The 26,914-nt window shown below is 49.5% G+C and carries 35 protein-coding genes and 1 pseudogene; 23 read left to right on the top strand and 13 right to left on the bottom strand.

What is annotated here, in order from left to right:
* Window positions 1–52: 52 nt before the first annotated feature.
* From KTR06_RS12415 to KTR06_RS24495, 4 genes and pseudogenes are all read right to left on the bottom strand, one after another.
* Window positions 53–1,582, bottom strand: a pseudogene (locus tag KTR06_RS12415) (YWFCY domain-containing protein); the annotation flags it as partial.
* A 30-nt stretch (window positions 1,583–1,612) separates the two neighbouring features.
* Window positions 1,613–2,860, bottom strand: coding sequence for a conjugal transfer protein MobB (gene mobB, locus KTR06_RS12410; RefSeq protein WP_005816802.1), 1,248 nt, complete (start codon window positions 2,858–2,860; stop codon window positions 1,613–1,615).
* Window positions 2,839–3,267: a conjugal transfer protein MobA gene (gene mobA, locus KTR06_RS12405; protein WP_004312006.1), complete on the bottom strand. Its 429-nt coding sequence runs from the start codon at window positions 3,265–3,267 to the stop codon at window positions 2,839–2,841. The genes mobB and mobA overlap by 22 nt, the downstream gene beginning before the upstream one ends.
* Before the next feature lie 405 nt (window positions 3,268–3,672).
* Entirely contained in the window at window positions 3,673–3,813 is a 141-nt protein-coding gene (locus KTR06_RS24495; RefSeq protein ID WP_229039951.1) for a hypothetical protein, read from the bottom strand.
* Here KTR06_RS24495 and KTR06_RS12400 point away from each other — a divergent pair.
* From KTR06_RS12400 to KTR06_RS12310, 20 genes are all read left to right on the top strand, one after another.
* Window positions 3,812–4,738, top strand: coding sequence for a ParA family protein (locus tag KTR06_RS12400; protein WP_229039950.1), 927 nt, complete (start codon window positions 3,812–3,814; stop codon window positions 4,736–4,738). The two genes, KTR06_RS24495 and KTR06_RS12400, sit on opposite strands and share 2 nt — an antisense overlap.
* A 2-nt stretch (window positions 4,739–4,740) precedes the next feature.
* Window positions 4,741–5,181 (top strand): DUF3408 domain-containing protein, encoded by a 441-nt coding sequence (locus KTR06_RS12395; RefSeq protein WP_004291503.1) that lies wholly within the window; start codon window positions 4,741–4,743, stop codon window positions 5,179–5,181.
* A 2-nt stretch (window positions 5,182–5,183) separates the two neighbouring features.
* Window positions 5,184–5,537 (top strand): DUF3408 domain-containing protein, encoded by a 354-nt coding sequence (locus KTR06_RS12390; RefSeq protein ID WP_032534628.1) that lies wholly within the window; start codon window positions 5,184–5,186, stop codon window positions 5,535–5,537.
* Window positions 5,538–5,553: 16 nt separating this feature from the next.
* Window positions 5,554–6,282: a hypothetical protein gene (locus KTR06_RS12385; RefSeq protein ID WP_005816809.1), complete on the top strand. Its 729-nt coding sequence runs from the start codon at window positions 5,554–5,556 to the stop codon at window positions 6,280–6,282.
* A complete protein-coding gene (locus KTR06_RS24660; RefSeq protein ID WP_256445742.1) occupies window positions 6,275–6,403 on the top strand; it encodes a hypothetical protein in 129 nt (42 codons plus the stop codon). Before KTR06_RS12385 ends, KTR06_RS24660 begins: the two co-directional genes overlap by 8 nt.
* Before the next feature lie 81 nt (window positions 6,404–6,484).
* The gene (locus KTR06_RS12380) at window positions 6,485–6,802 is read left to right on the top strand and encodes a DUF4134 domain-containing protein (protein ID WP_005816811.1); all 318 of its coding nucleotides are present in this window, start codon (window positions 6,485–6,487) and stop codon (window positions 6,800–6,802) included.
* Between the two features lie 11 nt (window positions 6,803–6,813).
* A complete protein-coding gene (locus KTR06_RS12375) occupies window positions 6,814–7,146 on the top strand; it encodes a DUF4133 domain-containing protein (RefSeq protein ID WP_005816813.1) in 333 nt (110 codons plus the stop codon).
* The gene (locus KTR06_RS12370) at window positions 7,143–9,647 is read left to right on the top strand and encodes a TraG family conjugative transposon ATPase (RefSeq protein WP_005816815.1); all 2,505 of its coding nucleotides are present in this window, start codon (window positions 7,143–7,145) and stop codon (window positions 9,645–9,647) included. Before KTR06_RS12375 ends, KTR06_RS12370 begins: the two co-directional genes overlap by 4 nt.
* A gap of 38 nt (window positions 9,648–9,685) precedes the next feature.
* Window positions 9,686–10,066: a DUF3876 domain-containing protein gene (locus KTR06_RS12365; RefSeq protein ID WP_005816817.1), complete on the top strand. Its 381-nt coding sequence runs from the start codon at window positions 9,686–9,688 to the stop codon at window positions 10,064–10,066.
* Between the two features lie 23 nt (window positions 10,067–10,089).
* Entirely contained in the window at window positions 10,090–10,719 is a 630-nt protein-coding gene (locus KTR06_RS12360) for a DUF4141 domain-containing protein (RefSeq protein ID WP_025072698.1), read from the top strand.
* 3 nt (window positions 10,720–10,722) lie between these two features.
* Window positions 10,723–11,727, top strand: coding sequence for a conjugative transposon protein TraJ (gene traJ, locus KTR06_RS12355; protein ID WP_005816821.1), 1,005 nt, complete (start codon window positions 10,723–10,725; stop codon window positions 11,725–11,727).
* 30 nt (window positions 11,728–11,757) lie between these two features.
* A complete protein-coding gene (gene traK / locus KTR06_RS12350) occupies window positions 11,758–12,381 on the top strand; it encodes a conjugative transposon protein TraK (RefSeq protein WP_004293887.1) in 624 nt (207 codons plus the stop codon).
* A gap of 6 nt (window positions 12,382–12,387) precedes the next feature.
* Window positions 12,388–12,696, top strand: a complete 309-nt coding sequence (locus KTR06_RS12345) for a TraL conjugative transposon family protein (RefSeq protein ID WP_004293888.1) — start codon at window positions 12,388–12,390, stop codon at window positions 12,694–12,696.
* Window positions 12,677–14,023 carry a conjugative transposon protein TraM gene (gene traM, locus KTR06_RS12340; RefSeq protein ID WP_005816825.1) on the top strand — a complete coding sequence of 449 codons (1,347 nt, stop codon included), beginning with the start codon at window positions 12,677–12,679 and terminating at the stop codon, window positions 14,021–14,023. The genes KTR06_RS12345 and traM overlap by 20 nt, the downstream gene beginning before the upstream one ends.
* 46 nt (window positions 14,024–14,069) lie before the next feature.
* The gene (gene traN, locus KTR06_RS12335; RefSeq protein WP_005816827.1) at window positions 14,070–15,059 is read left to right on the top strand and encodes a conjugative transposon protein TraN; all 990 of its coding nucleotides are present in this window, start codon (window positions 14,070–14,072) and stop codon (window positions 15,057–15,059) included.
* Window positions 15,060–15,061: 2 nt separating this feature from the next.
* Complete coding sequence (locus KTR06_RS12330; RefSeq protein WP_005816829.1) at window positions 15,062–15,637, top strand: conjugal transfer protein TraO; 576 nt, start codon at window positions 15,062–15,064, stop codon at window positions 15,635–15,637.
* 7 nt (window positions 15,638–15,644) lie between these two features.
* Complete coding sequence (locus KTR06_RS12325; RefSeq protein ID WP_005816832.1) at window positions 15,645–16,529, top strand: toprim domain-containing protein; 885 nt, start codon at window positions 15,645–15,647, stop codon at window positions 16,527–16,529.
* Window positions 16,530–16,542: 13 nt separating this feature from the next.
* On the top strand, window positions 16,543–17,046 hold the full coding sequence (locus KTR06_RS12320) for a DUF3872 domain-containing protein (RefSeq protein WP_005816834.1): 504 nt from the start codon (window positions 16,543–16,545) through the stop codon (window positions 17,044–17,046).
* Complete coding sequence (locus tag KTR06_RS12315) at window positions 17,043–17,570, top strand: glycoside hydrolase family protein (protein WP_005816835.1); 528 nt, start codon at window positions 17,043–17,045, stop codon at window positions 17,568–17,570. Before KTR06_RS12320 ends, KTR06_RS12315 begins: the two co-directional genes overlap by 4 nt.
* Before the next feature lie 188 nt (window positions 17,571–17,758).
* Complete coding sequence (locus KTR06_RS12310; protein WP_005816837.1) at window positions 17,759–18,928, top strand: YaaC family protein; 1,170 nt, start codon at window positions 17,759–17,761, stop codon at window positions 18,926–18,928.
* Window positions 18,929–19,001: 73 nt separating this feature from the next.
* Here KTR06_RS12310 and KTR06_RS12305 read toward each other — a convergent pair whose 3' ends face one another.
* The 9 genes from KTR06_RS12305 to KTR06_RS12265 form a co-directional block, all read right to left on the bottom strand.
* The gene (locus KTR06_RS12305; protein ID WP_005816839.1) at window positions 19,002–19,223 is read right to left on the bottom strand and encodes a hypothetical protein; all 222 of its coding nucleotides are present in this window, start codon (window positions 19,221–19,223) and stop codon (window positions 19,002–19,004) included.
* Window positions 19,224–19,340: 117 nt separating this feature from the next.
* The gene (locus tag KTR06_RS12300; protein WP_005802263.1) at window positions 19,341–19,649 is read right to left on the bottom strand and encodes a hypothetical protein; all 309 of its coding nucleotides are present in this window, start codon (window positions 19,647–19,649) and stop codon (window positions 19,341–19,343) included.
* A 45-nt stretch (window positions 19,650–19,694) separates the two neighbouring features.
* Complete coding sequence (locus KTR06_RS12295) at window positions 19,695–19,997, bottom strand: hypothetical protein (protein WP_316929544.1); 303 nt, start codon at window positions 19,995–19,997, stop codon at window positions 19,695–19,697.
* Window positions 19,937–20,167, bottom strand: coding sequence for a DUF3873 domain-containing protein (locus KTR06_RS12290; RefSeq protein WP_005816843.1), 231 nt, complete (start codon window positions 20,165–20,167; stop codon window positions 19,937–19,939). The genes KTR06_RS12295 and KTR06_RS12290 overlap by 61 nt, the downstream gene beginning before the upstream one ends.
* 19 nt (window positions 20,168–20,186) lie before the next feature.
* Window positions 20,187–20,444 carry a hypothetical protein gene (locus tag KTR06_RS12285; RefSeq protein WP_005802259.1) on the bottom strand — a complete coding sequence of 86 codons (258 nt, stop codon included), beginning with the start codon at window positions 20,442–20,444 and terminating at the stop codon, window positions 20,187–20,189.
* Window positions 20,445–20,468: 24 nt separating this feature from the next.
* The gene (locus tag KTR06_RS12280) at window positions 20,469–21,752 is read right to left on the bottom strand and encodes a PcfJ domain-containing protein (protein WP_032534630.1); all 1,284 of its coding nucleotides are present in this window, start codon (window positions 21,750–21,752) and stop codon (window positions 20,469–20,471) included.
* A gap of 2 nt (window positions 21,753–21,754) precedes the next feature.
* On the bottom strand, window positions 21,755–22,177 hold the full coding sequence (locus KTR06_RS12275; RefSeq protein ID WP_005816847.1) for a PcfK-like family protein: 423 nt from the start codon (window positions 22,175–22,177) through the stop codon (window positions 21,755–21,757).
* Window positions 22,178–22,190: 13 nt separating this feature from the next.
* Entirely contained in the window at window positions 22,191–22,412 is a 222-nt protein-coding gene (locus tag KTR06_RS12270) for a hypothetical protein (RefSeq protein WP_005816848.1), read from the bottom strand.
* Window positions 22,413–22,423: 11 nt separating this feature from the next.
* A complete protein-coding gene (locus KTR06_RS12265; RefSeq protein WP_005816851.1) occupies window positions 22,424–22,639 on the bottom strand; it encodes a hypothetical protein in 216 nt (71 codons plus the stop codon).
* A 453-nt stretch (window positions 22,640–23,092) separates the two neighbouring features.
* Between KTR06_RS12265 and KTR06_RS12260 the strand changes: the two genes are divergently transcribed.
* From KTR06_RS12260 to KTR06_RS12250, 3 genes are all read left to right on the top strand, one after another.
* A complete protein-coding gene (locus KTR06_RS12260; protein WP_217290380.1) occupies window positions 23,093–23,269 on the top strand; it encodes a hypothetical protein in 177 nt (58 codons plus the stop codon).
* A 454-nt stretch (window positions 23,270–23,723) separates the two neighbouring features.
* Window positions 23,724–24,416 carry a hypothetical protein gene (locus tag KTR06_RS12255; protein WP_005816853.1) on the top strand — a complete coding sequence of 231 codons (693 nt, stop codon included), beginning with the start codon at window positions 23,724–23,726 and terminating at the stop codon, window positions 24,414–24,416.
* A complete protein-coding gene (locus tag KTR06_RS12250) occupies window positions 24,413–26,710 on the top strand; it encodes a DEAD/DEAH box helicase (RefSeq protein ID WP_005816855.1) in 2,298 nt (765 codons plus the stop codon). The genes KTR06_RS12255 and KTR06_RS12250 overlap by 4 nt, the downstream gene beginning before the upstream one ends.
* Window positions 26,711–26,914 lie beyond the last annotated feature (204 nt).

Raw genomic sequence — 26,914 nt, 5'->3', positions numbered from 1 at the left:
CACTTACCTAATCTCCTGCCACAGAGATAATTATTATATGCCCTTATGGGCGCACGACTTTGGCTTCCTTATCGCCATAGTCGCGTACTAACTGGCTGAAATCCTGAAATCCCAGACACACGGCAACCTTGTTGCTTCGTGCGGTGGCTATAAGATTGTCCAGCCCTTTGAAGTATATCGTGGGCAGCTCGTCGATGATGACCGACGACTTCAGCATCCCCTTCTTATTGATGAGCTTCACGATGCGGGAGTTGTACAATCCGAGTGCCGCGCCGTAGATGTTCTGACGGTCGGGATTGTTGCCCACGCATAGGATTTTCGGCTCTTCGGGATTGTTGATGTCCAGCGTAAACTCGCTGTCCGACATCACCCAATAGAGCTGCGGTGAAATCATCCTCGAAAGTGGGATTTTCGCCGACGCTATTTGTCCCATGAGCTGCTCCGCAGCCCCTCCGAGCCACGCATCCATGAACGGGGAAAGGTAGTTCTCCAGCTCCGGATAAGAGGTCAGTATCGGAAAAATATCCTCGTAACGGCGGTTCAAAAACTCGATGGCATGGGGAAACGTGCAATATTTCCCGTTCTGATAGATTTTAAGATACCATATAATGCTGGCGAACAAAATGATAGGTGATTCCACGAAGAAGTCGCCCTGCTTCTGCACCCATGTTTTATTAAGGTTGAGCATTATCGTGTAGGCACTCTCATAGGCATCCGTAATATCTTCCATAAAATCCGGGTGAATGGGATTGCAACGGTGTGAGCGTCGCGGGTCGTCGAAGTTGATTACATAGAATTTCGGCTTCACCTTGTAGCCCTCCGGATTATTCATCAGATGGTTATATGCGATGGTCGAAAGGTCGGGGTACTTGAAATCGTAGATGTATTGACTAAATCCCTTCTCAATCTGTTGCTTGATAAAATTGTTTACAACGGCGTATGACTTGCCGCTGCCCGGCGTACCCAACACGATGGACGCACGGAAGGGATTAACTACATTGATCCAGCCGTTGTTCCAGCGTTTCCTGTAATAGAAACGTGTCGGCAAATTGACCGAATACTCACTTTCGATAAGCCTCGTTTCCTGCATGAAACTCTCGTTCTCGTTGTTGAAAACATCATCCATCAGATTGTGTTTCAACAGGCGGCTCATCCATAGACCACCCATCAGCAGGCAGACATAGCCCGTGCCGATGGTAAGGACATACAGCCCCGTCACCGCTTCAACCGGCAGCGGCAGAGCCAGCAACCACCAGTTCAGAAAGAACAGCACGAACCCGGCGGAGAGTGCCGTCCAGATTCTTCCCCAAGTAATTTTCTCACCCTTGACCCCTTTCGTGCCCAGACAGGACAAGGCAAGCAAAAGGACGGAAAACAGTTTCGTGTACAGTATGGAATGGAACAGCCCCGCCGTGCGGTCGAAGTTCAGAAGGATTTTGTTCACCACACCGATGTTCACGCCCCACAGCCGGATGGCTTCGTAGCAGAACCAGTACACGTTCATGACCACTAAAATGATACTCACGGCACGCAGAAAATCCATGATTTTCGCCAATGCCCTCAAATCGTCTTCTTGTGACATAGATTAAAATTTTAATTGTTGATACTCCGATTACATACCCAAGCCCTTGCGCTTTTTCTTCTTTTTGCGCTTCATCGCCCGGATGAAAGCCTCTTCCTCGGCATCGGTCGCCGGACCTTCGGGAGTGAGCAAGCCCATACCGCCCGACACGTCTTCACGGTCGTATGCGGTCTGCCCGTGTACCTTGTCCGCAACATCCACCGGGATGGAAAGCGGTATAGGCGGTTGTCCGGCGTATGGCAGTGTGAAGTGTTCCTGCAAGGCATTCGCCGAAAGTTCCTTACCCATGCGCGAGCCGTTCAGCACGCATCCCGTGCGGTGGTCGATGAAGGTAGCCCCGTAGATGCGCCCTTCCTCCGTGTAGCGCAACACGGTGTCTATGCCTTTCTCTTTGAGTTGGGAAACAAACCGGTCCGTGTCATAAGTGCCTTGCAGCACGGAAAGGACGGTGCGTTTCGTCATGTCTGCCAGTTTCCTATCCTTGATTTCCGATTTGGAACGGACAAACTTCTTCTGTACGGCTTCATAGCCTGCGGACTTCCCGAAAAGCGAGGATTTGAACGGGTTGCCCACCTTGTTACCCTTGTCGTCCGTGACGGAATAGACCAGCCCGTGATACTCCCGTCCGCGCACGTTTCCCCTCGCTTCCTCCACCGTCATATTATATAAGGAAAGGAGCGCACGGTATTCGCCCATCGTCTGGAAGCGGTACTGCCCGTTCAGAGCCTTCACGGTGTTGCCCACCTGCTTTTTCACATCGCCAGCCGATGCGTCCACCTTGCGCAACGGGTTATCCAATCTCTGATTTTTTCGTTCTGCCGGATGCAATCCATACTTCTGTTCCAGTTCCCTGCGAATACGGTCGCTGCGGCGGTAGAGAAAATCCCGGTTGAGTCTTTTCCCGTTCTCGTCCACGTTGACCGTCACGATGTGCAGGTGGTGGCGGTCGATGTCCTCGTGCTTGAATACAAGATAAGGCTGGTTTCCGAAACCGAGTTTTTCCAGATACTCGCGGGCGATATTCTGCAACTCAATATCGGTCAGCACATCCTCCGGGTGCGGGTTGAGCGAGATATGCACCACCGGCTTCTCGACCTTCATCTGCGGTGGAAGGAAGGTGTGGAAACCCTCCATCGCCTTGCTTATATCCACCGTTCCCGAACCGTCATTGTAGATGCGGTTGGTGGTGAGAAGCCGCCCCTGCGCCTCGTTAATCTTCTCCCCGTTGTAGGCAATCGCGCCGTACAACGAGTCTCCTACACTGATTTTTGCGACCATTTTGCTTCCATTTCTCTCGACAATTCCACAATCTGACGGCTCAGTTTCACGAGTTCGACGGTGTGTTGCTCCAGCTTGTAGAGCAACGCCATCGCCTTTTTCTCGGAAAAATGCAGCCTCAATTCCTTCACGACTTGGTTGTAATTCGTCCCCACGGCGCGGAACTGCGCATGAAAATCCGATAGCTTGGTGTAGTAGTCCACCAGCGTCTTGTCCACCTTCAGCACCTTGAACGGTTGCCCGAAGAAGTGCGCTTTGAGGAAAACCGACCGTGCATAGACACCCGATTTTCCGAACATGGCGAGGAAACGGTTGTGTTCCTCCTCGTTGAAACGGACGGTGTAGCGGTACACCGCCGGATCGAGTTTGGGATTTCTCCCTGCTTTGCTTTTCCTTTTCTCTTTCATATCACTTTGGATTTAGCGGATTGACGGCATAAGCCGCCGCTTCTGTTCACGGCACCGCAGTTCTGAAAGGCTTTCCGACTTCGGAGGGAAAGCCCGTCCCCTGCAAGGGCAAGTGCTTTTCGTGGCTGCTCAAAATATTTTGAGCGGCTGAAAAGACATCTTGCTATGTTCAGGTGAACATAAAAATCCGTCAGGGGACGGATTGGGAAAATACCTTTTAGGACTCCGGGCCGCGCGCCATCGGCGAACCCTGCCGTCCGGGTGCAAAGTTACGCCCTTAAAGCGATATCGGACAGATGCTTGACCCGGTCAATGACTGCCAACCGGCGCAACGTGCTGCCACTTGCCGGAGAAGTGATACAGGTTCAAAAATATACTTGTTTATTTGCAGCATGATTCAAGAAACTAACGGTTTGAAGATATGAGAAACGGAATATTCAAATACCCGGAAAACCGCTTCTTCGGATACTTGCCGAAACGGATACCCGAACCGTCGGAAACCCGGTTCTCCGACAATTCGGTGACGTATGGATTCAATGACTTCATGACGCAATGTCGTCAATCACCATTTGTCCGACGCACCGCTTCACCACAGAACCGGATACGCGACGACCCGCCTGCGTGTGTAGTCACGGAAGCGGATGGTGCGACAGCCAAATCCGTATGGAAACAGAAAAACAAATCATCAACAATTAAAATGTATAGAACTATGAGTAAGGAAATCTTCGTTGCATTCGCAACACAAAAAGGTGGCATCGGCAAATCCACCGTCACGGCACTCGCCGCCAGTTACCTCCACAACGTGAAAGGCTACAATGTCGCCGTCGTGGACTGCGACGACCCGCAGCACAGCATCCACGGCCTGCGCGAACATGAGACGGCACTCATCGGCGGGAGCATCTACTTCAAGGCTCTCGCGTGCGACCATTTCCGCAAGATAAAGAAGAACGCCTATCCGGTCATCAAGAGCAACGCGGTGAACGCCCTCGACGATGCGGAAAGGATGATCGCCGCCGAGGTCGTGAAGCCCGACGTGGTTTTCTTCGACATGCCGGGGACACTCCGGAGCAACGGCGTGATAAAGACGCTATCGCAGATGGACTACATCTTCACGCCCCTGAGTGCCGATCGTTTCGTCGTGGAGAGTACCCTGAAATTCGTTACGATGTTCCGCGACAGGCTGATGACGACCGGGCAGGCGAAAACAAAGGGGCTGCATCTGTTTTGGACGATGGTGGACGGCAGGGAGAGGAACGACCTGTACGGAGTCTACGAGGAAGTGATCGCCGAAATGGGCTTTCCGGTACTTTCCACCCGCTTGCCCGACAGCAAGAAGTTCCGTCGTGACCTTTCGGAAGAGCGCAAGAGCGTTTTCCGCTCCACCATCTTCCCGATGGACACGGCACTGTTGAAAGGGAGTGGCATCCGGGAGTTTTCCGAAGAGATAAGCGACATCATCAGACCGCAGTGAGCATGGGCAGCAGGAAAGTGAACACGGAAGGCATCGACGAGGAACTGCTGTTAGCCTCCATCGGGCGGCGCACACAGGACGGGACACTGCGCCCCGCACAGGAAGTACCCGCAGCTGCACCGACCGAAGAGGACACCGCCGCACCGGAACCATCTCCTGTGCAACCCGTAACACGGGAAAAAGCGCAGAGGGAAAGTGGACGCCGGAAAAGGCAGGACGAGGACTACAACGAGCTGTTCCTGCGCCGCAACGAGATAAAGACCCGCCAATGTGTCTATATCAGCCGTGACGTCCACGGCAAGATCCTCAGAATCGTGAACGACATCGCCGGAGGGGAAATCTCAGTAGGCGGATATGTGGATACCGTGCTGCGCCAGCATCTGGAACAGCACAAGGAGAGAATCAACGAACTGTACAAGAAACAACGTGAAGATCTGATTTGAAAATGGAAAAAGAAATGACACCGAATGAAAAAAGACCACAGCAAGACTGCGGAGGTATGTTTGCCCAAGTGCAGGCGAGTGTGGAAATCCTATCGCCTGTCCCGGTAAGCGGCAAATGCAGTGAGAAGGACTATGAACGCCTGTTCATCCGCGACCCGGAAGTAAAGGCACGTGAGGGGAAGATGGCGTATGTGCGCCCGGAGTACCACGAGCGTATCATGCGTATCACCCGTGTAATCGGGCATGACCGGCTTACGCTGTCCGCTTACATCGACCATGTGCTGACGCACCACTTCAACCAATGCGAGGATGCGATAAAGAGCCTTTATGCCCGAAATTATAATTCAGTATTCTAACCAAAAACGGAAGGATATGAATTACACAATCAGCATGACAGACATTCTGCTGGCGGTATCGGTCGGCTGCAACCTCTGGTTCCTGTTCCTGCTCCTTTACGAGCGCATCATGGACACGCGGATTGTCCGCTTCTTCAAGGGCATTGTCGGATTATGGCGGTCGTTGGACAGGAATGTCCCCAAGTGCGTAGAGGCACATGAAGAAGTTTCCACGGCAAAGGCGGACATCATCGGCAAAAGCCGTTTCAAAATGGCGTCCACCCGGACAACCGCAGCCATACCGACGCAAGAAGCCGCCACTTCGGAAAAAGGCATTGAACTGTCGGAGGAAGAGGCTACTTTTGACGACGGAAACACGGAAACCGCATCCCGCCCGGCACAAGTCCCGGAGGAAAAGCTCGATGAAACATTCACGAGCATACCGCCGGAGGAACTGGGCTACGGGGAGGACGAACCGGAAGAGGACGCTTCGGACACGCCACGGGCTTCGGGCAGCAGTTTTGACGAGATCGACGACGCCTGCAAGACTGCCAAGAACCCGGACGCGACACAGGCGGAACGTGAAAAGGCGGCAAAGGTGTTCACCGACATGGAAGGCACGGAGCTGTACGAGAAAATGATGGAAGGCTCTTCGGAGATAGGCATACGCATCAAGGGGCTTATCGAGATTCGGCTGAAGAAACCTGAAAAGGAGTTCGTCGTGCCTGACAACGTAGAGGAGTTCGACATCCGCAACTATGTATGACAACAAAAAAAGAAATGAGCATGAAGGAATGACAATCAACCCACGCGGCGAGGAAGCGCAAGGCGCATCCGGTCCGCAACGGACACACCCAAGTCCGTGGAAACAAACGGGCATCCACTAAAACCAAAGTAAAGTAACAGAGTATCAACCGCCCGACAAAGGACCATCCACCCTTTCGACGGCACAAAAACAAGAACAGTTTATGAACAAGAACATCGTAAGAAACAGAAAAGCAATCCTCTTTGCGGCATTCATCATCGCCGCAACTGCCTCCGCTTTTGCGCAAGGAAACGGCATCGCGGGCATCAACGAAGCCACCTCTATGGTGAGTTCTTATTTCGACCCCGGAACTAAACTGATATACGCCATCGGTGCAGTCGTCGGGCTTATCGGGGGCGTAAAAGTGTACGGCAAGTTTTCATCGGGCGACCCCGACACCAGCAAGACAGCCGCCTCGTGGTTCGGCGCGTGTATCTTCCTGATTGTAGCCGCCACCATCCTGCGCTCATTCTTCCTTTAATGTAATAATGTATGGCTGAATACCCAATCAACAAGGGTATCGGCCGTCCGGTAGAGTTCAAGGGTTTGAAGGCACAGTACCTCTTCATCTTCTGCGGAGGTCTGCTGGCTCTCTTCGTCCTGTTCGTCATTCTCTACATGGTCGGCATCGACCAGTGGGTATGTATCGGCTTCGGCGCGGCATCGTCCTCCCTCCTTGTGTGGCAGACCTTCGCGCTGAACGCCCGGTACGGCGAACACGGGCTAATGAAACTGGGAGCGGCACGGAGCCATCCCCGATACCTGATTAACCGGCGGCGGATAACCCGTCTGTTCAAACGACAACGAAAGGAAGAAACGACATGAGGAATACATCAAAAATGACAACACTGGAAAACAAGTTCCCCCTGCTTGCGGTGGAGCATGGCTGCATCATCTCAAAGGACGCCGACATCACGGTGGCTTTCGAGGTGGAGCTGCCGGAACTTTACACCGTGACGGGCGCGGAGTACGAGGCTATACACGGCTGCTGGTGCAAGGCGATCAAGGTGCTGCCGGACTACTCCGTCGTCCACAAACAGGACTGGTTCATCAAGGAACGCTACAAGTCGGAGCTGCAAAATGACGACATGAGCTTTTTGAGCCGTTCTTTCGAGCGACATTTCAACGAGCGTCCGTACCTGAAACACACCTGCTACCTCTACCTGACCAAGACGACGAAGGAGCGTAGCCGGATGCAGAGCAACTTCAGCACGCTGTGCCGGGGGCACATCATCCCGAAGGAGCTGGACAGGGAAACAGCCACCAAATTCATGGAGGCTTGCGAACAGTTCGAGCGCATCATGAACGACAGCGGGCTTGTCCGCCTGCGCCGCCTATCCACCGATGAGATTGTGGGGACGGAGGGAAAGACGGGGCTTATTGAACGCTACTTCTCGCTCATGCCGGAAGGGAATACCACCTTGCAGGACATCGAGCTTTCGGCAAGGGAGATGCGCATCGGCGACAACCGCCTGTGCCTGCACACCCTCTCCGACGCGGAAGACCTGCCGGGCAAGGTGGCTACCGATACCCGTTACGAGAAACTCTCCACTGACCGGAGTGACTGCCGACTGTCATTCGCCTCCCCGGTGGGGCTTCTGCTCTCCTGCAACCATATCTACAACCAGTATGTGCTGATAGACAACAGCGAGGAAACCTTGCAGAAGTTCGAGAAGTCCGCCCGTAACATGCAGTCGCTCTCACGGTATTCAAGGAGCAACAGCATCAACCGCGAGTGGATAGACCAATACCTGAACGAAGCCCATTCCTACGGGCTGACCTCGGTACGGGCGCACTTCAACGTCATGGCGTGGAGCGACGACGCGGAGGAACTGAAGCACATAAGGAACGACGTGGGCAGCCAGCTGGCAAGCATGGAGTGCGTGCCGCGCCACAACACCATCGACTGCCCGACACTCTACTGGGCGGCGATACCCGGCAATGCGGCGGACTTCCCGGCGGAAGAGAGTTTCCACACTTTCATTGAACAGGCGGTGTGCCTGTTCACAGAGGAAACCAACTACCGCAGCTCGCTCTCGCCCTTCGGCATCAAGATGGTGGACAGGCTCACGGGGAAACCGCTGCACCTCGACATCAGCGACCTTCCGATGAAGCGGGGTATCACCACGAACCGCAACAAGTTCGTGCTGGGTCCTTCGGGCAGCGGCAAGTCGTTCTTCATGAACCACCTCGTGCGCCAATATTATGAGCAAGGCGCACATGTGGTATTGGTGGACACAGGAAACTCCTATCAGGGTTTGTGCGGCATGATCCGGCGCAAGACAGGCGGAGCGGACGGCGTGTATTTCACCTACACGGAAGAGAAGCCCATATCGTTCAACCCGTTCTACACTGATGATTACGTGTTCGACGTGGAGAAAAAGGACAGCATCAAGACATTGCTGCTGACGCTCTGGAAGTCGGAGGACGACAAAGTGACGAAGACGGAAAGCGGCGAACTGGGCAGCGCGGTGAACGCATACATCGAGCGTATCAGGGCTAACCGGAGCATCGTCCCCTCGTTCAACACCTTCTACGAGTATATGCGCGACGACTACCGCCGCGAACTGGCGGAACGTGAGATAAAGGTGGAGAAGTCAGACTTCAATATCGACAATATGCTCACCACCATGCGGCAATATTACCGAGGCGGACGCTACGACTTCCTGCTCAACTCCACGGAGAACATCGACCTGCTCGGCAAGCGGTTTATCGTCTTCGAAATTGACAGCATAAAGGAAAATCGCGAGCTTTTTCCGGTCGTGACCATCATCATCATGGAAGCCTTCATTAACAAGATGCGCCGTCTGAAAGGCGTGCGCAAACAGCTGATAGTGGAAGAGGCTTGGAAGGCGTTGTCTTCGGCGAACATGGCTGAATACCTGCGCTATATGTACAAGACGGTCAGAAAATATTACGGCGAGGCAATCGTGGTGACGCAGGAGGTGGACGACATCATTTCCTCTCCCGTGGTCAAGGAGAGCATCATCAACAACTCCGACTGCAAGATACTTCTCGACCAGCGCAAGTACATGAACAAGTTCGACCAGATACAGGCGTTGCTCGGACTGACGGAAAAGGAGAAAGGGCAGATACTCTCCATCAACATGGCAAACAACCCTTCACGGCTCTACAAGGAGGTGTGGATAGGCTTGGGAGGCACGCAGTCGGCTGTCTATGCCACAGAGGTCAGCGCGGAAGAGTATCTGGCCTACACTACCGAAGAAACGGAAAAAGTGGAGGTTTACCGTCTGGCGGAGAAGCTGGGCGGTGACATCGAAGCCGCCATCCTGCAGCTTGCCGAAAGGCGGAGGAACAAGGAATAACTAAAACAGAATGTATCAATAAAAAAAGAAAAACGCGTATGAATTTACCAAAAGTGAAAATGCTGCAAGTCAGCAAGTGCTTGATTGGATTGGCGGTCATGATGCTGCAATCCTGTGACGTGGCCGACAACCGCCGTGACATGCTGTGCGGGAACTGGGAGAGCGTGGAGGGGAAACCGGACGTGCTTATCTACAAGGAGGGCGAAGCCTACAAGGTGACGGTGTTCCGCCGGAACGGTCTGCGCCGCAAGCTGAAACCGGAAACCTATCTCTTGCAGGAGGAAAACGGCAACCTGTTCATGAACACCGGCTTCCGCATCGACGTGTCCTACAACGAGGCAACGGACGTGCTGACCTTCTCGCCAAACGGGGACTATGTGCGGGTGAAGCCGCAGCCGGAGAACCCGACAGAAGAATAACAACCACTAAAATCCAAAGTAACATGAGAACAAGAATAACAATGATTATCTGTTTGTGCCTGCTTTTCGCAGGCAGGGCAAGCGCACAGTGGGTAGTAAGCGATCCGGGCAATCTGGCGCAGGGTATCATCAATGCCTCCAAAAACATCATCCATACCTCCAAGACCGCCACGAACATGGTGAGCAACTTTCAGGAAACGGTGAAAATCTATCAGCAGGGCAAAAAGTATTACGATGCCCTCAAATCGGTGAACAATCTCGTCAAGGACGCCCGCAAGGTGCAGCAGACTATCCTGATGGTAGGCGACATCACCGACATTTATGTAAACAGTTTCCAAAGGATGCTCCGTGACGGGAACTTCAGACCTGAAGAGCTGTCGGCAATCGCTTTCGGTTACACGAAACTGCTGGAAGAGAGCAACGAAGTGTTGACGGAACTGAAGAATGTGGTGAACATCACCACGCTCTCCATGACCGACAAGGAGCGCATGGACGTGGTGGAACGCTGCCACTCGAAGATGAAGCGTTACCGCAACCTCGTGAGTTACTACACCAACAAGAACATCTCCGTGAGTTATCTGCGTGCGAAAAAGAAGAACGACCTCGACCGCATCATGGGGCTGTACGGAAACATGAACGAAAGATACTGGTAGCCTATGAATTTCGACAACCTTCACCAGATTCTACGTTCGCTTTACGAGCAGATGATGCCGTTGTGCGGAGACATGGCGGGTGTGGCGAAAGGCATCGCCGGGCTGGGCGCGCTGTTCTACGTCGCCTACCGGGTATGGCAGTCGCTGGCGAGAGCCGAACCGATAGACGTGTTCCCGATGCTCCGTCCTTTCGCCATCGGTCTGTGCATCATGTTCTTCCCGACTGTGGTGCTGGGCACGATCAACAGCATCCTCTCACCCGTCGTACAGGGCACGGCAAAGATGCTGGAGGCGGAAACGCTGGACATGAACCGATACCGGGAGCAGAAGGACAAGCTGGAATACGAGGCGATGGTACGCAACCCCGAAACCGCCTACCTCGTGTCCAATGAGGAATTTGACAAGCAACTGGAGGAACTCGGCTGGTCGCCCTCCGACATGGTGACGATGGCGGGAATGTATATCGACCGGGGAATGTACAACATGAAGAAGAGCATCCGCGACTTCTTCCGCGAGATACTCGAACTGCTGTTCCAAGCCGCCGCCCTCGTGATAGACACCGTCCGAACCTTCTTCCTCGTGGTGCTGGCGATACTCGGTCCGATAGCCTTTGCCATATCTGTGTGGGACGGATTCCAAAGCACGCTCACGCAGTGGATATGCCGCTACATACAGGTCTATCTGTGGCTGCCGGTGTCGGACATGTTCAGCACCATACTGGCGAAGATACAGGTGCTGATGCTGCAAAGCGACATCGAGCGGATGCAGGCTGACCCGAACTTCTCGCTGGATTCGAGCGACGGGGTGTACATCGTGTTCCTCTGCATCGGCATCATCGGCTACTTCACCATTCCCACCGTTGCCGGCTGGATTATCCAAGCCGGAGGCATGGGCGGTTACGGTCGCAACGTGAACCAGATGGCGGGACGCGCCGGAAGCATGGCTGGCGGAATTGCAGGAGCGACCGCAGGAAACGCAGTCGGACGTGTCGGCAAATTGCTGAAATAATCAATGTGCAATCATAAATTAAAAATATAAATGGAATTCAAATCACTTAGAAACATCGAATCGTCGTTCAGGCAGATACGCCTGTTCGGTATCGTCTTCCTCTCGCTGTGCGCCGTGGTGACAGTGTGGAGCGTTTGGAACTCCTACCGTTTCGCGGAGAAGCAACGGGAGAAAATCTATGTGCTGGACAACGGCAAGAGCCTGATGCTGGCTCTCTCTCAGGATTTATCGCAGAACCGCCCGGCGGAAGCACGGGAGCATGTGCGCCGCTTCCACGAGCTTTTCTTCACGCTGTCACCTGAAAAAAGCGCGATTGAACACAACGTAAAACGTGCCTTGCTGCTGGCAGACAAGAGCGTGTACCACTATTATTCGGACTTCGCCGAGAAGGGGTACTACAACCGCATTATCGCCGGAAACATCAACCAAGTGTTGAAGGTGGACAGCGTGGTGTGTGACTTCAACGCCTATCCCTACCGTGCCGTGACCTACGCCACGCAGAAAATCATCCGGCAGAGCAACGTCACCGAGCGCAGCCTCGTGACCACCTGCCGCCTGCTGAACGCATCGCGGTCGGACGACAACCCCAATGGCTTCACCATTGAGGGCTTCACTATCATCGAGAACAAGGATTTACAGACAATCAAACGATAACAGGACATGAAAAGTATCAGAAAATCAATGTGGGGCATGTATTGGAAACTCCACGACAAACGAAAACGCTTGGTGGCAAGGCTCAAAGGGTATCTGGACGGCTTGCCGCCGGAAACACGCCGCCGCATCGTGCTGGGGATGCTCGCCGCTTTCGCGGTGCTTGCCCTCTATACCTTCGGCAGAGCCGTCTATGACATCGGCAGGAACGACGGCTCACGTATGGAAACGGGACACGCCGGACGGGTAGAACTGCCGACCCCGGCGGAAACAGACAATCACTTAACACCTTATTTATATGGAACAGACGAAGAATGAACCGATGAAAGAGAACAAAACCGCTCCCGACACGGGAAAGCCCAAAAAGGAGCGCGAACCGCTGACTGAGGCGCAGCGGCTGAAACGGCAGAAGATGATCGTGCTACCCGCTATGGTGCTGGTGTTCATTGGGGCGATGTGGCTGATATTCGCCCCGTCCTCCGGCAAGGAGCAACCGCCGGGAACGGAGGGCTACAACACCGAGATGCCCGACGCTGACAAGGCGAACCGGCAGATTATCGGCGACAAGCTGAAAGCCTACGAGCATGGGGAGATGGAAGAACGGCTGGAGAGCCGCAACCGTGCCATCGGGCAGTTGGGCGACATGTTCGACCGCGAGATAGCGGGAACGGAGGACGGTACGGACTTCGACCTCGCCAATCCGGGCGGCAAGGAAGAAAGGGCAAAGCCCGCCACGCCGCAAACCATCCAATCCTCCGCAGCCGCCTACCGTGACCTGAACGCCACCCTCGGCAACTTTTACGAACAGCCGAAGAATGACAATGCGGAGATGGACGAGCTGTTGGAGCGTATCGCCTCGCTGGAATCGGAACTGGAAAGCGAGAAGGGCAAGGCTTCCTCTATGGACGAGCAGGTGGCACTTATGGAGAAGTCCTATGAGCTGGCGGCAAAGTACATGGGCGGTCAGAACGGAGGAAAGCCGGAACAGGCGGCAGAGCCAACTACCGTGCAGAAGGGAAAGAAGAACACGGCGACACCTGTAAGGCAGGTGACACGCCAAGTCGTTTCCTCCCTTGCACAACCCATGAGCAATGCGGAGTTTGTCGCCGCCTTATCGCAGGAACGCAACCGGGGTTTCAACACGGCTGTCGGCACGGCGGAGGTATCGGACAGGAACACCATACCGGCGTGCGTGCATGGGGCGCAGAGCGTGACGGACGGGCAGACGGTAAGGCTGCATCTGCTGGAGCCTATGGCGGTGGCAGGCAGGACAATCCCACGCAATGCGGTGGTGGTCGGCACGGGCAAGATACAGGGTGAACGACTCGACATCGAGATCTCCTCGCTGGAATACGACGGCACGATTATCCCCGTGGAGCTTGCGGTCTATGACACGGACGGACAGCCCGGCATCTTCATCCCGAACTCGATGGAGATGAACGCTGTCCGGGAAGTCGCCGCCAACATGGGCGGCTCACTCGGAAGCAGCATCAACATCTCCACCAATGCCGGGGCGCAGCTCGCCTCCGACTTGGGCAAGGGGCTGATACAAGGCACAAGCCAGTATATCGCCAAAAAGATGCGCACCGTCAAGGTGCATCTGAAAGCCGGGTATAGGGTCATGCTCTATCAGGAAAAGGACTGAAAATAACCATCAATCAAAAAAAATTACCACTAAAAATCCAAAAGTAATGAGAAAAGTAATCATCATGTTTGCCCTCGCTATGGGCATCGCAACTGCCAACGCGCAGGAGAATGTAACCGTTGAACAGAACAACGGAAGTAATGAACAGCCGACCTTGACGAAGGAGATCTGTCCGCAGAAGGAGGCGGACGGCGACCTATATCACGGGCTGTCACGCAAGCTGACCTTCGACCGCATGATACCGCCGCACGGTCTGGAAGTGACTTACGACAAGACCGTCCACGTCATTTTTCCGGCGGAGGTGCGCTATGTCGATTTAGGCTCGCCCGACCTGATTGCCGGGAAAGCCGACGGAGCGGAGAACGTCATCCGTGTGAAGGCGACCGTGAGGAATTTTCCCAACGAAACCAACATGTCCGTCATCACGGAGGACGGCAGTTTCTACACCTTCAACGTGAAGTATGCCGCCGAACCGCTGTTGCTCAATGTGGAGATGTGCGACTTCATCCATGACGGCAGCACGGTGAACCGCCCGAATAACGCACAGGAAATCTATCTGAAAGAGCTGGGCAGCGAAAGCCCGATGCTGGTGCGACTTATCATGAAGTCCATCCACAAACAGAACAAGCGCGAGGTGAAGCATATCGGCTGCAAGCGTTTCGGCATCCAGTATCTTCTCAAAGGCATCTACACGCATAACGGATTGCTCTATTTCCACACGGAGATAAAGAACCAGAGCAACGTGCCTTTCGATGTGGACTATATCACATGGAAAATCGTGGACAAGAAGGTGGCGAAGCGTACCGCCGTGCAGGAGCAGATTATCCTGCCGCTCCGTGCGCAGAACTACGCCACCCTCGTGCCGGGCAAAAAGAGTGAGCGCACGGTCTTCACGATGGCGAAGTTCACCATCCCCGATGACAAGTGCCTCGTTGTGGAGCTGAACGAGAAGAGCGGTGGACGCCACCAGTCCTTCGTGATTGAGAACGAGGATTTGGTACGCGCCGGCACCATCAACGAACTTCAAGTGCGCTGACCATGAGAAAGTACATTGCAATAATCATCGCGTCGCTTGCCCTGTTCACGGGGCAGGCGCACGCCCAGCGATGCCTGCCGAAAATGCAGGGTATCGAGGTGAGGGCGGACATGGCGGACGGTTTCAATCCCGGTGGCAAAGACGGCGGCTACAGTTTCGGGGCGGCTCTCTCCACCTACACGAAGAGGGGAAACAAGTGGGTGTTCGGTGGCGAATACCTCCTGAAAAACAATCCTTACAAGAACACCAAGATACCCGTGGCGCAGTTCACGGCGGAGGGCGGCTATTACTTCAAGATACTGTCGGACACTCGAAAAATCGTATTCGTCTATGCCGGGGCTTCGGCTCTTGCCGGATATGAGTCGGTGAACTGGGGGAAGAAGGTGCTGCATGACGGCTCCACGCTGCACGACCGGGACGCCTTCATATACGGCGGTGCGCTGACGCTCGATGTGGAGTGCTACGTGGCAGACCGTATCGCCCTGCTTGCCAACTTGCGGGAGCGTTGCCTTTGGGGTGGCGACACGCGGAAGTTTCACACGCAGTTCGGGGTCGGTATCAAGTTCATCATCAACTGACACGGGCATGGAAAGGACGGAAATAGATGCTGTCAGAAGGATGCCGCTTGCGGATTTTCTCGCACGGCTGGGGCATGAGCCTGTCAGAAGGAGCGGTAACGAGCTGTGGTATATCGCCCCGTACAGGGGCGAGCGCACACCCTCTTTCCGTGTGAACGTAGCGAAACAGCTCTGGTACGACTTCGGCTTGGGCAAAGGCGGCGACATCTTCACGCTTGCCGGGGAGTTTCTGCAAAGTGATGACTTCATGGCGCAAGCGAAGTTCATAGCGGAAACCGCCAATATGACGGTGACCGGATGGGGAAAGCCCACCTATCTACCAAAGCCGATTGAACCCGTCTTTGAGGATGTGGAGGTCGCTCCGCTGCTCCGCTCACTGCTGACGGAATATCTATCGGAACGGGGCATCCCTTACGCCATCGCATCCCGTCACTGTTGCCGCTTGAACTACGGTGTGCGTGGGAAACGGTATTTTGCCGTTGGCTTTCCGAACATAGCAGGAGGCTATGAAGTCAGAAGCCGCTTTTTCAAGGGGTGCATACCTCCGAAGTCCGTATCGCTGGTAAAGGCGAATGACATCCCGACTGGAAAGTGCCTCGTGTTCGAGGGCTTCATGGACTTTCTATCCGCCGTGACGCTTGGTGTAACCGGTAACGCTGACTGCCTTGTGTTGAACTCCGTCGCCAACGTGGAGAAGGTGGCGGGATTGCTGGATGGCTACGGGCGCATCGGCTGTTTCCTCGACCGTGACGAAGCCGGACGGCGGACGCTTGACGCACTCACCAAGCGATATGGGGAGCGTGTCACCGACCGTTCCTCCCTCTATGACGGTTGCAAGGACTTGAACGAGTACCTGCAACTGACAACGAAAAATAAAAAAACAACCATCTAAAAATCGAAAAATAATGAACATACTGAACAACAGAAACAAGAGAACAAACATCTTCAAGGCGGTGGCGTTATGCCTGATAGCCGCCGTGTCATTCACCTTCGTGTCGTGCGACGACGACATGGACATTCAACAGTCCTATCCCTTCACGGTGGAGGTCATGCCCGTACCGAACAAGGTGACGAAGGGGCAGACGGTGGAAATCCGCTGTGAACTGAAAAAGGAGGGCGACTTCGCTAACACGCTTTACACCATCCGCTATTTCCAGTTTGAGGGGGAAGGAAAGTTGAAAATGGATAACGGCATCACCTTCCTGCCCAACGACCGCTACCTGCTGGAGAACGGGAAGTTCCGTCTGTACTATACGGCGGAGGGTGACGAGGCGCATAACTTCATCGTGGTGGTGGAGGACAACTTCGGCAACTCCTTCGAGCTGGAATTTGACTTCAACAACCGGAATGTAAAGGATGACGGCTTGACCATCGTTCCCATCGGCAACTTCAGACCCTTGCTGAAATGATGCGTGTATTCATGACAATGCTCTGTTCGCTTCTGGCGGTCTGTTCCGTGTCTGCACGGATCAGCCGCCAAGAGGGAACGGACTGGCAGGCGGCAATCTACCGGCTGCCACTTTTCGAGAGGGCTGTGCGCTGCACGAAATATTTTGAGGGCTGGCACTCGGAAAAACATCACCCGTATGTGGGTTGGGGACACAAAATTCTGCCGGGTGAAAGGTATTCGGCACGAACCATGACGAAGCGACAGGCTGACGCACTCCTGCGGAAAGACATGCGGAACTTCTGCGCGATGTTCCGGCAGTTCGGAAAAGACAGTCTTTTGCTTGCCACGCTTGCCTACAATGTCGGACCATACCGGCTTTTGGGGAGCGGAAAGATACCCAAAAGCTCGCTGATCCGAAAGCTGGAGGCGGGCGACAGAAACATCTACCGGGAGTATATCGCCTTCTGCAACTACAAGGGAAAACGCCATGCCATGCTGCTCAAACGGAGGAAGGCGGAGTTTGCGCTGCTGTATATTCCGTGACTGTAAACGAAAATCCGATGAAGCCGTCAACTTCATCGGATTTTCTGTGTTTTCCATTCATTCGGGATTGATCGTGATATACTATTACAATGCCTAATTCTTTGTAAAAGCAATCATAATAATATAAGTTTAGAACAATAATTTATAACTTTGCACATTATTAAGATGTTATATGTGTTTTAGATAAGATGAAACAAATCAAAGCTCAATACGGCTTCCCCATTTTTATAAAAGAATCCTCAACCGATTATCTTTTGAAAGCAGAAAAGATTCGTGTGAGTGATATATGGGCACTTTGGCATTATATCATTAAATCAGAAAAGAAACGCTTTCCGGGAACGACAGATTACCCTTTTCTCTTATCTGTTCTTGAACAAGCACAGTATTTTTATGAAGCAGCATCACTGGCTCCTATTAAATCAAAACCTTTGCTGTATTACTATTCTTTTCTTAATATAGCTAAAGCCTCAATTGTTCTAACAAATTCAACTTTACTTACATTAAATTTAGAATTTAATCATGGTATCGATTCTTGTAGTATAAACAGCAATGCGCAATTACAAGACTGTTTTGTTACAGTAAAAAATCTTAAATCAGCTGGAGGTGTTTCCCAAAAAATATCCGTAGCGTATGAACTTGCGCAATTATTTGGTGATAATATAGAATTCAAGCATCCTAATCCAGCTAACCATGACAATGGTCCGTGGAAAATAGACATAATCTCATTATTGAAGTCCTGTATAGGTATTCATCGAACAGTTAGTGAAACATTTAAGACAAAAGAATCTTTTATTCGTCTTGAAGCTCCTATTATTGAAAAAGAAGGGCGGCATTTAGTGTACAAGGGAATGATAAACAGTACACCCAATGAACGTACTTTACTAACCTCTGCTGGGTATAACATCGAAGAAATAAACCTAAAATGGCACTTGAAAGAGGATTATAATATGACTACTCCTAATTTGAGTAGGCTCGTATTTTATCTATTTTCAAAACAACTATCATCTAAAGGATTATGGACTTATAGCACAGGAGATGAATATCGGTTGTATATTAATTCTAATCATCTCATAAAAGATGCAAGTAACATATATAAGTTTTTACCGCTAAATGCAACAGACCCGAATGTTCAACAACTGACATTATCATCTGCAACAGTTATATATTACTTGATGTTTTTCTTCGGTTCTATTACAAGATACCATCCATATTTATTTGAAAAAGTGCTTTCTGAAAAAGAAATTTGGTTGGTGAGTGAATTTCTTAAAACACAACCATTACAATTTTTGCTACTACTTACTTCTAAAGTATTGGGAAAACCACTATATACTTCAAGAATGCCTTTTTCGCAAAAATAAATCAGCCCAATCATACTATTTACTTATAATAAAAATCCGATGAAGCTGCCAACTTCATCGGATTTTACGCCTTTCATACATTCGGGATTGTACCCGTGTCTGTCACGTCACCATTCCTGCAAAGTTCGATGCTGCCGGGCGTAAATCCCATGCTACCGATTGCGATGTGACGGATATAGTCCGCATACTCCCGACCTTGAAAATTCTTTCCCGTAAGGTTTTTGAAAATCATCTTTATGCTTATGCCGTCGTTGCCGTGCAAGATGATTTTTCCGTCCTGCTTGATTGATTCCATGATTAAAACTTGTTTTTGTGAATAATATCGCAGATTGGCACAGAGGTTTCTTTGCTACTTTCTTTGTCCGCCATCATGCTCACCGAAAGAAAGTAGGGCGGCTCTCGCCGCCTCCACTCAAAAGCGTGTGTAAAGTCCTGTCACCATCGTGAACATTTCTTCCAGCATATCAAAATAGATGCCCTCGTGTACGGCAATGTCCTTTTCCTTGCATTCGAAAGTCTTTTTGCTGAATGTCCTGCGGTAGAACCGCATATTGTAGAGGTCTGCCCCCGCATCATAGATGATGTCAAGGCGGTTGGCACTTGTCTTGTTCCTTGTAAGGCTCATCCGTAAGCCATTGCCCATATCTATGAAATCACGGCTACCCGTCATGGCGGTAAAGCGTTTTCCGCCTATCTGCTGTAATATCGTCTTTGCTATCATATCCTTTGTTTTTAAGTGTTGGCGGTGCGGACACCGCCAACCCGTTCAAAATTCTCGCATCTCGGCAATGGGTGTCTGCCGTTGCAGCCATTCCTTCACACATTCCATGTTGTACTCGCTCGTGATGACTGCCGTATGGCTGTCGGTGGCGGTGAAACGTGTGCTTTCGTAATCATCTATCCACCCTTTGAGGGTGTCCGTTCCCCACGCTTGGGCATCGTTAAAGATACCGTCCAATGCCGTGATAGGCTCGCTGAATCTGACTATCAGCGTCTGATAGGTCGTGTTCATCGGTTGCCCTCCTTTCCTGCTTTTGCGTTCAGCCACTTGTCCCTTGCGGTTCGACACTCGTCCAAATTGGGTTTGACACAAGCGAACAGTTCTCCGTCTGTATGGCGGTAGTCGTACTGCACAAGTGTCCGCTTGCGTCTGCCGATACCCGATTGGAAACGCTCATATTTCTCCGTACCTGCTTCCGTACAGGTGCTTACTCCGTTGATAGTCATTCGTGTTGCCATAATGTTGCTTTTTAGATGATTAAAAATGTACTGACAGAACTCTGTTCTTCATCACCATTTCGGGGTTGCTTGTGTAGCGTTGGTGCAGGTAGAAATGGTGTGAGCCAAAGCCGTAAAGGAAAAACTTGTCAAGTCCGTGTTTCTCGGCAAACGCCTTTACGCTCTTTCTCAATTCCCCCTCACTCGTTGTGAGAGTGAGTAGGTTGACAAATTCAAGGAACAAGGCAGGGATTTTATCATCCCACACACAAATCATACTTTCAATTCTTACTTCCATATTATCGTTGTCTTAGGGTTGATGCTATGCCGCTTTCATCCGTTCGCGGATAAGGTTGGCGTTCTTGTTCACAAGGGCGATGATGCGGTCGTGGTGTTCGGTGTTCTCGTTGCATAAGCCACGGCACTGCACCACCTCAAAGGTTTTCAAGGACACTTCCACGGTTTCGATGCGTCTGCCGTCAATGGTCGCTGAAAGGATAAGGGAGTTTTCCCGATTGTGGTAACCGCCCACGCAGTGGTGCATCATCCGTCCTTCCTCTATCATTTCCTCCACACTCTCTATGACCTTGACGCAGATAAGGTTGTCGGAAAAGGCAAGTCCGAAGAATATGCCTTTGGCTTTCAGATATTGTTTTTCATCCTCAACCGCTTTCTGCCGTTGCCGTTCCGTCCGTTCACGTTCCCTTTGGCGGTTGCGTCTTGCCACCAACCTGTCGTGTTCGGCTTTGAGGTCTTGGGGGCAGGCGTACTTCGGGCTGTTCGTGTCCTTGCCGAAGTGCCGCAGGAGGTCTATCGTGTCACGCCACACGGAGCCGTCAGCGATGGTGTAGCCGTTACGGATGCAGATTTTGATTGACGCCCAATACCCCCCGATATTGAAAGAGTGGTGCAGGTAGTAGCGCAACATCTGATATTGCCCTGCCTTCAACAGCGTTTCCGCACGGCTGTCGGAAAGGATGCCTTTGAATAGGTCGTAAGGCAGGATATTGTGGTATTCGCCTTTGAAACCGTTGCGCTCCACTTCGGGAATGAAACGCTGTCGGGGGTAGGTGCATCTCGGAGTGATGTCGTATGCACGGGTTTCTTGGTTCCTGCGCACCTCCATGTCGCTGTATTCATTCCACAAGTCATAGTAGAATAAAGACATGCTACGCAGACGGGCAACGGTCGTTGTCCTGCCGTTGGGGGCAATCCATCTCTGCACTACCTCAAAGACGGAATACTCGGCTGGTTGTCCTGCCTTGTATCGGGAATTGACGGAAAAGAAACGTACCACTTGGTACTGCTTGCAGGTGGTGACGATGGAGAAATACTCCATATCTCTGAAAACGCTCTTTCGGGTGCGCAACGTTTCCAACTCCATGCCGCAATGTGGGCAGGTGCATCCGCAGATGGTGTCCGCGAGGTCGTGGTCGCTCTTCCACGAATGTCCGCACTCGGTGCAGATGTTCATGCCGTTTGCCCTCTTGATTGCGTAATGCTTGAAGCAATGGCAGAAAGCGTATGCCCTTTGTTCTTCGGTCAATCTCGGTAGTCGCTTGCTCAAACGTGCGACTTCCTGCTGTATGCGTGTTCTCGGTTTCATAATCAGAAATTGAATAGGTTGGGTTGTGGTACTTCTTGTGCGGTCGCTTTGGTGGCGGTTCTCGGCTTGTGGCGGTTCTGCAACTTGCGGAGTTCCTCCTCTTGGTATCTGCGGACAGCGTCCTGACGTGCCTCCGCCTTTTCCTCTGCCGTGAGTTCCACAACGTGGTTCACGACCGCTTGGCAGTTCATCGGCTTGCCTACCTCTATCTCGTTTTCCTCATAGTAGTGTACGGCTTGTCCGAAAATCTCCCCGTCCGTGAAACCGTTGCAACCGCTTTTCTTCACGTAGTTCAGAATGTAGGTCACGCACTCGTCTATGTTCTTGGCAGGGTTGCGGTAGTTCTTCGCAAAGAGCGCATCCTCTTCCGCACGCTGTTCCAGATACATCTGTATGGTTCTCTTAAAATGGTCTGTTCCTTTCATATCGCTGTCGTTTTTAGATTGTCTGTTTCAGTATCTCTCTCCAATAGGTCGGCTCTACTTCACCGAAAAGGAAGTCTATGAAATCCCTCCGTGCGTCCTTGTTCAGTTCGTGGTAGAGTTCACGGAATGTGCTGAAATTGCCGTTGATGTACGTTTCCACCATATACACGAAGATGTTGTCCACCTCGTAATACCTGCACTGCTGCGCTGCCGTCCTGCTGTTTCTCTTTGCCATGTCGGTAAGGGTTAAAGGGTGAGTAACCAAAGGATGAAGCCGAAGAAGGCAATGGTGGAAAGGATAGCCACGATTACACCTATCGCCACTCGGAACACTCCGTTTACAATCTCTCTTATGATGCCCCAAAGGATGCCGAACACCCCGGAGGCGGTGCGCATCATCAAGCCGCATATCGCCAACCCGATGTATTGCGCCACTTGTCTGAAATTTGCCGTTGCCGTCATATCTTCGCCGTTTTTGATTTTTTTGTTATTTATGCGGATTCAAGAGCTGAGGGAGTTGAGTTTCAAACTATCTTATCTGCCTCTCGTTTATCCGACATTTTTTTTATGCGTCTTTCTGTCGCATCGGTCGTTTTCGTTTCGGGTGCTTGAAAAGGTAGGGATTAGGGAATGCAAGGTTTTTCGGTCAAAATACTACCCGCAGGGCTGGAGATTTTTACCGAAAACAGGAGGCTTGACCTTGCTTTCCCGTCCAATCCCGGAATTACCTTTGCGCCCAGAACGGAAATGACTGACTGATGCGGCTCACTGAAAGGCGCTAAATGGAGGTAAACGAAAACAGAGGCAGATTGGGTAGAAAAAACTTCAGGGGAAAATCCGTAAAAAAGGAATCACCAAAAGGAAAAAGACATCACCGGAACGTGAAAAGGGCAAACCACAACAAAGGAAGTATGATTGTTTTCCGATCCGACAGGACTTGTCCTGCCGGGCGACAACAATCATTCTTCCCGGTTTGCCTGCTATGTGTGGCCGCCTGTTTCATTTATGGGGCAGGCTGACACGCTCTGCATTCACTTTCCGCTTCCGGCAAAAGGGACAGCGAAAAAAGAAAAATCATTTGAAAACCCGTAAAAGCACCTCTTGGCATAGGCGCAAAAGAAAGGGGCATTGCTTCATCAGTCTAAACATCGTTTAGGCGTGAGGCAATGCCCTTTTCTCCAACTATGCGGTAGTCGGCACACGTTTGTTCAAAACTTGTTTTGGGCAATGGTGTTCCGACGGACAATACCGCTTTTACGGAAAATCTTATGAGTTAAAGAATAAAATCAGGAAACTTGTTTCTCGAAAAATTCTCGCTTTATTGGAGAGATCGTCACATTTGACATATAAACCACTTAATAATAGCAACTAATCAAAAAATCTTTGTAACTTTGTACTATGTTAAAGGCTTTATAAATAAAAGTATCAGAACAATACGAAGAATAGTTAAACAACTCATTGATAGTGGAATAACAGAATATAAAGGTTCCCAAAAAATAGGAGGTTACTATATTCTTAATTCTTATAACGACTAAAGTGTGATAATATGCCATTTAGCATTGTTTGTGATCGTAGTTTTCATCAACCCCATATTAGATTATTGCGTATTCAACCTAATAATCTTCAGTTAACAATCCGCCATATATTTGTCTCTCTTGCAAATATGAGTTGGATTGATTCATTTTTGCCAGAATATCTTAGACAGTCTTTATATGCAAGAGTAGAACCTACCGTCAGAACGATAGCAAATCACCTTAATAATGGTAACCTTACTGCTGTAGATTCTAATTCTGGGGAACTTGTCGTTTCAGAACTTGCTCGGCAAGGAGTTGTCAATCGTTATAAGTATCTTGATATACCTATAGGAGAGCTTATTGCTACTCAAGTAGCCCAAAATCCTGGTTTTGACTTCTATTCGATAAATCTAAATGACATTATTCTGTTTGGAGAATCAAAATATGTAGCTGCAAGGACGGCTCATAATGATGCCCTAAAGCAAATTGTTAATTTTAAAAGAGATCAGAAGGATGATAAAGATTTGATTACAGTTCATCCTTTTGTTCCAGAAGATAGACGAAATGCTTTCGTAAATTATAATAATGGGCAAAAGGGATATATTGCTGCTTTTGCATCAAAAAATGAAAGTGATGATGAATTAATTGCCAAAATCCAAGCCAATGCTTATTTTCAACAATTAACAGGTAGCTCAGAATTAATCTGTGTAGCAGTTGATGTATGAATAGAATAAAACAAATTTTAGAGGGTAGCGATATTGAGCGACTTCTTGATGAAGTCATCTCAAACATATTTCATAAAGGTCTTATTGACATATCTGATTCTGAGACTTTATCTTTAATAAAAATATATCATCCGCAGATTTTTGCTTCTAAAGAAGAAGAGATCTTACGCTTTATGGCATTGTTTTACAAGAGCTTGTCTGAACCAAAAACATTAAAAGAGCAAATCTTTAGAATGTATGAGGATGTAATTTATGAACATTACAATTATTTCTATACCCCCGTACAAGTTGGCATAGCTTCCGGTATAGCTCAGAATAGAGTGTTTAGCTTTTCTGCTCCTACGAGTACAGGGAAATCCTATCTCATAATGAATTTAATTCGAGATTGTGATACGGATGTTGTTGTGGTTGTGCCTTCCAGAGCACTCATAAATGAGTATTATTCAAAACTTTGTAGTCTAATTCCTGATAAAAGTGTTAATATTCTTACATTTATTGAGAAAGTAAATATTGCACACGCTAATAAAAATGTCTTTATTGTTACCCCAGAGCGTTGTAGAGAGATATTTAAGTATGCCAATGATTTTAATATTGGGTTATTTTTGTTTGATGAAGCGCAATTAAGCAATGAAGAAAATCTAAGAGGAATGTATTTTGATAACATAATACGCCGTTGCCATGATAAATTCAAGAATGCAAAATTAGTTTTCGCTCAACCATTTATTGAAAATCCAGCTTCTCAGATAGAACGAAATAATTTAGGAAATGAACAAGCATCATATAGAAGATATAAGCATCGTAATGTCGGACAATTCTATCTTACATATAATAATTCCGATTTTTTCCACTTTGGTGTAAATAAGGAAATAATGGGTTCACGAAAAATCAAATGCAGTTTCGATCCCATATCAAAATGTATTGAAGAAGAAGGCTCTGTGTTATTTTATGTCTCCAAATCAAAGATACTATCACGTGAATTTTATCAGGAATTCAAGACCTATATCTCACTATGTAAAAAAATATCAGAAAAAAGAGCTCTTGATCTTATAAGTAAAATACAGATATATACTGGAGGCAAAACTGATTATTCAAGGAATTACTATTCCTTATTTATTGATTTACTCTCATATGGCATTGTTGTACATCATGGTTCGATGCCTTTAGAAGCACGACTTGTTGTTGAGGACTTCACAAAGAGTGGTTTTTGTAGAATTTGTTTTGCTACTTCGACCTTAGAACAAGGTATAAATATGCCTTTTGACATCGTTTTTTTAGATCGACTTGAGGCGAGTGATCCTATTGGGGTTAAAAATCTAATAGGACGTGCCGGGCGTTCATCAGAAGCTCCTGAATTTGATTATGGGTGCGTGGTAATAAGATCTTCTGGTATGACAAAGTTTCGTAAATTAATGAATACGGAAGATCGTCTATCATCCAAATCAATGCTTGATGAAGAAAGGTTAGATGATGATGATTTAGAAGAAATAAAACAAGAATTGAACGATGGCAGTTATGACGATTATCTCAACTTGCCACAAAGCAAGTTACAGCGATTAAGTGATGACGAGAGCGACCAGCTTATATCACAGTTGCTTGATTACTTGTTTTATAAAAATAAATTCATCCCATCTGAGATTGTTATTTCTAATGGCGAACGCTGGAAAAATATGATTGAATTGTTCGAAAAATTCTATGCTCACTATATAAGACGAGATTTGTCAAAAGGAGAAATTAGCATTCTTCATACAGCAATCCGTATTTTGGTTTGGCGTGTAGAAGCCAAAACGTTTAAAAATATGTGTCAGTTACGCTATCAATATGTGAGTCGAACAAAGGAACGATCTGAATATAAGCGGAATAAATGGGAATTCAAATTAGAAGCTAGATTCACTGCTAGATATCAAGAAATACCTAATAAGAATTGCTTTGCTGTGCCTCTATTTGAATATGGCACAGCGGCTTCATCTGTTGACTATGATAGCATTATATATGACACATATGACTATTTAGATAAACTCATAGGGTTTAAATTATCTGATATACTCTATGCGGCATTTTATAAATTTTTTGAACGTCATCAAGAAGAACGTGCATTCGCGGCTGCAAATTTTATTAAATATGGAACAGATGATCCTAAAGAAATATGGCTCTTAAAATATGGAGTAATGTTTGAAGATATGGAAATATTAAAACCTCATATTCAAGATATCAATGAGCAGGAGATTGTTGTTGCACAATCTTACTATGAGTTACCATCTGAAAATCAGAAGGTAATAGAACGCTTTGTAAACTAATGACAATTGTATAATACCTCTGCTAAAAAGTCAACGCTGTATGAGAAGAAAAAATCAGGGAGATTCATTTCACACTCTCCCGTTTTATTGTTACTTTTGCATATGAAGAGTTCTTTGAAAGTTACGCAATACGCAGAAGAGGAACGCAGTAGATAACTAACTAAATCGTAACCTATTACTATCAAGAGCAATTAACCTATGCTC

Source organism: Bacteroides sp. MSK.20.12 (genome assembly GCF_019052435.1).
GTDB classification, from domain to species: Bacteria; Bacteroidota; Bacteroidia; order Bacteroidales; family Bacteroidaceae; genus Bacteroides; species Bacteroides xylanisolvens.
The sequence above is the reverse complement of the archived record's forward strand: the minus strand, read 5'-3'. Positions and strand labels throughout refer to the sequence as shown.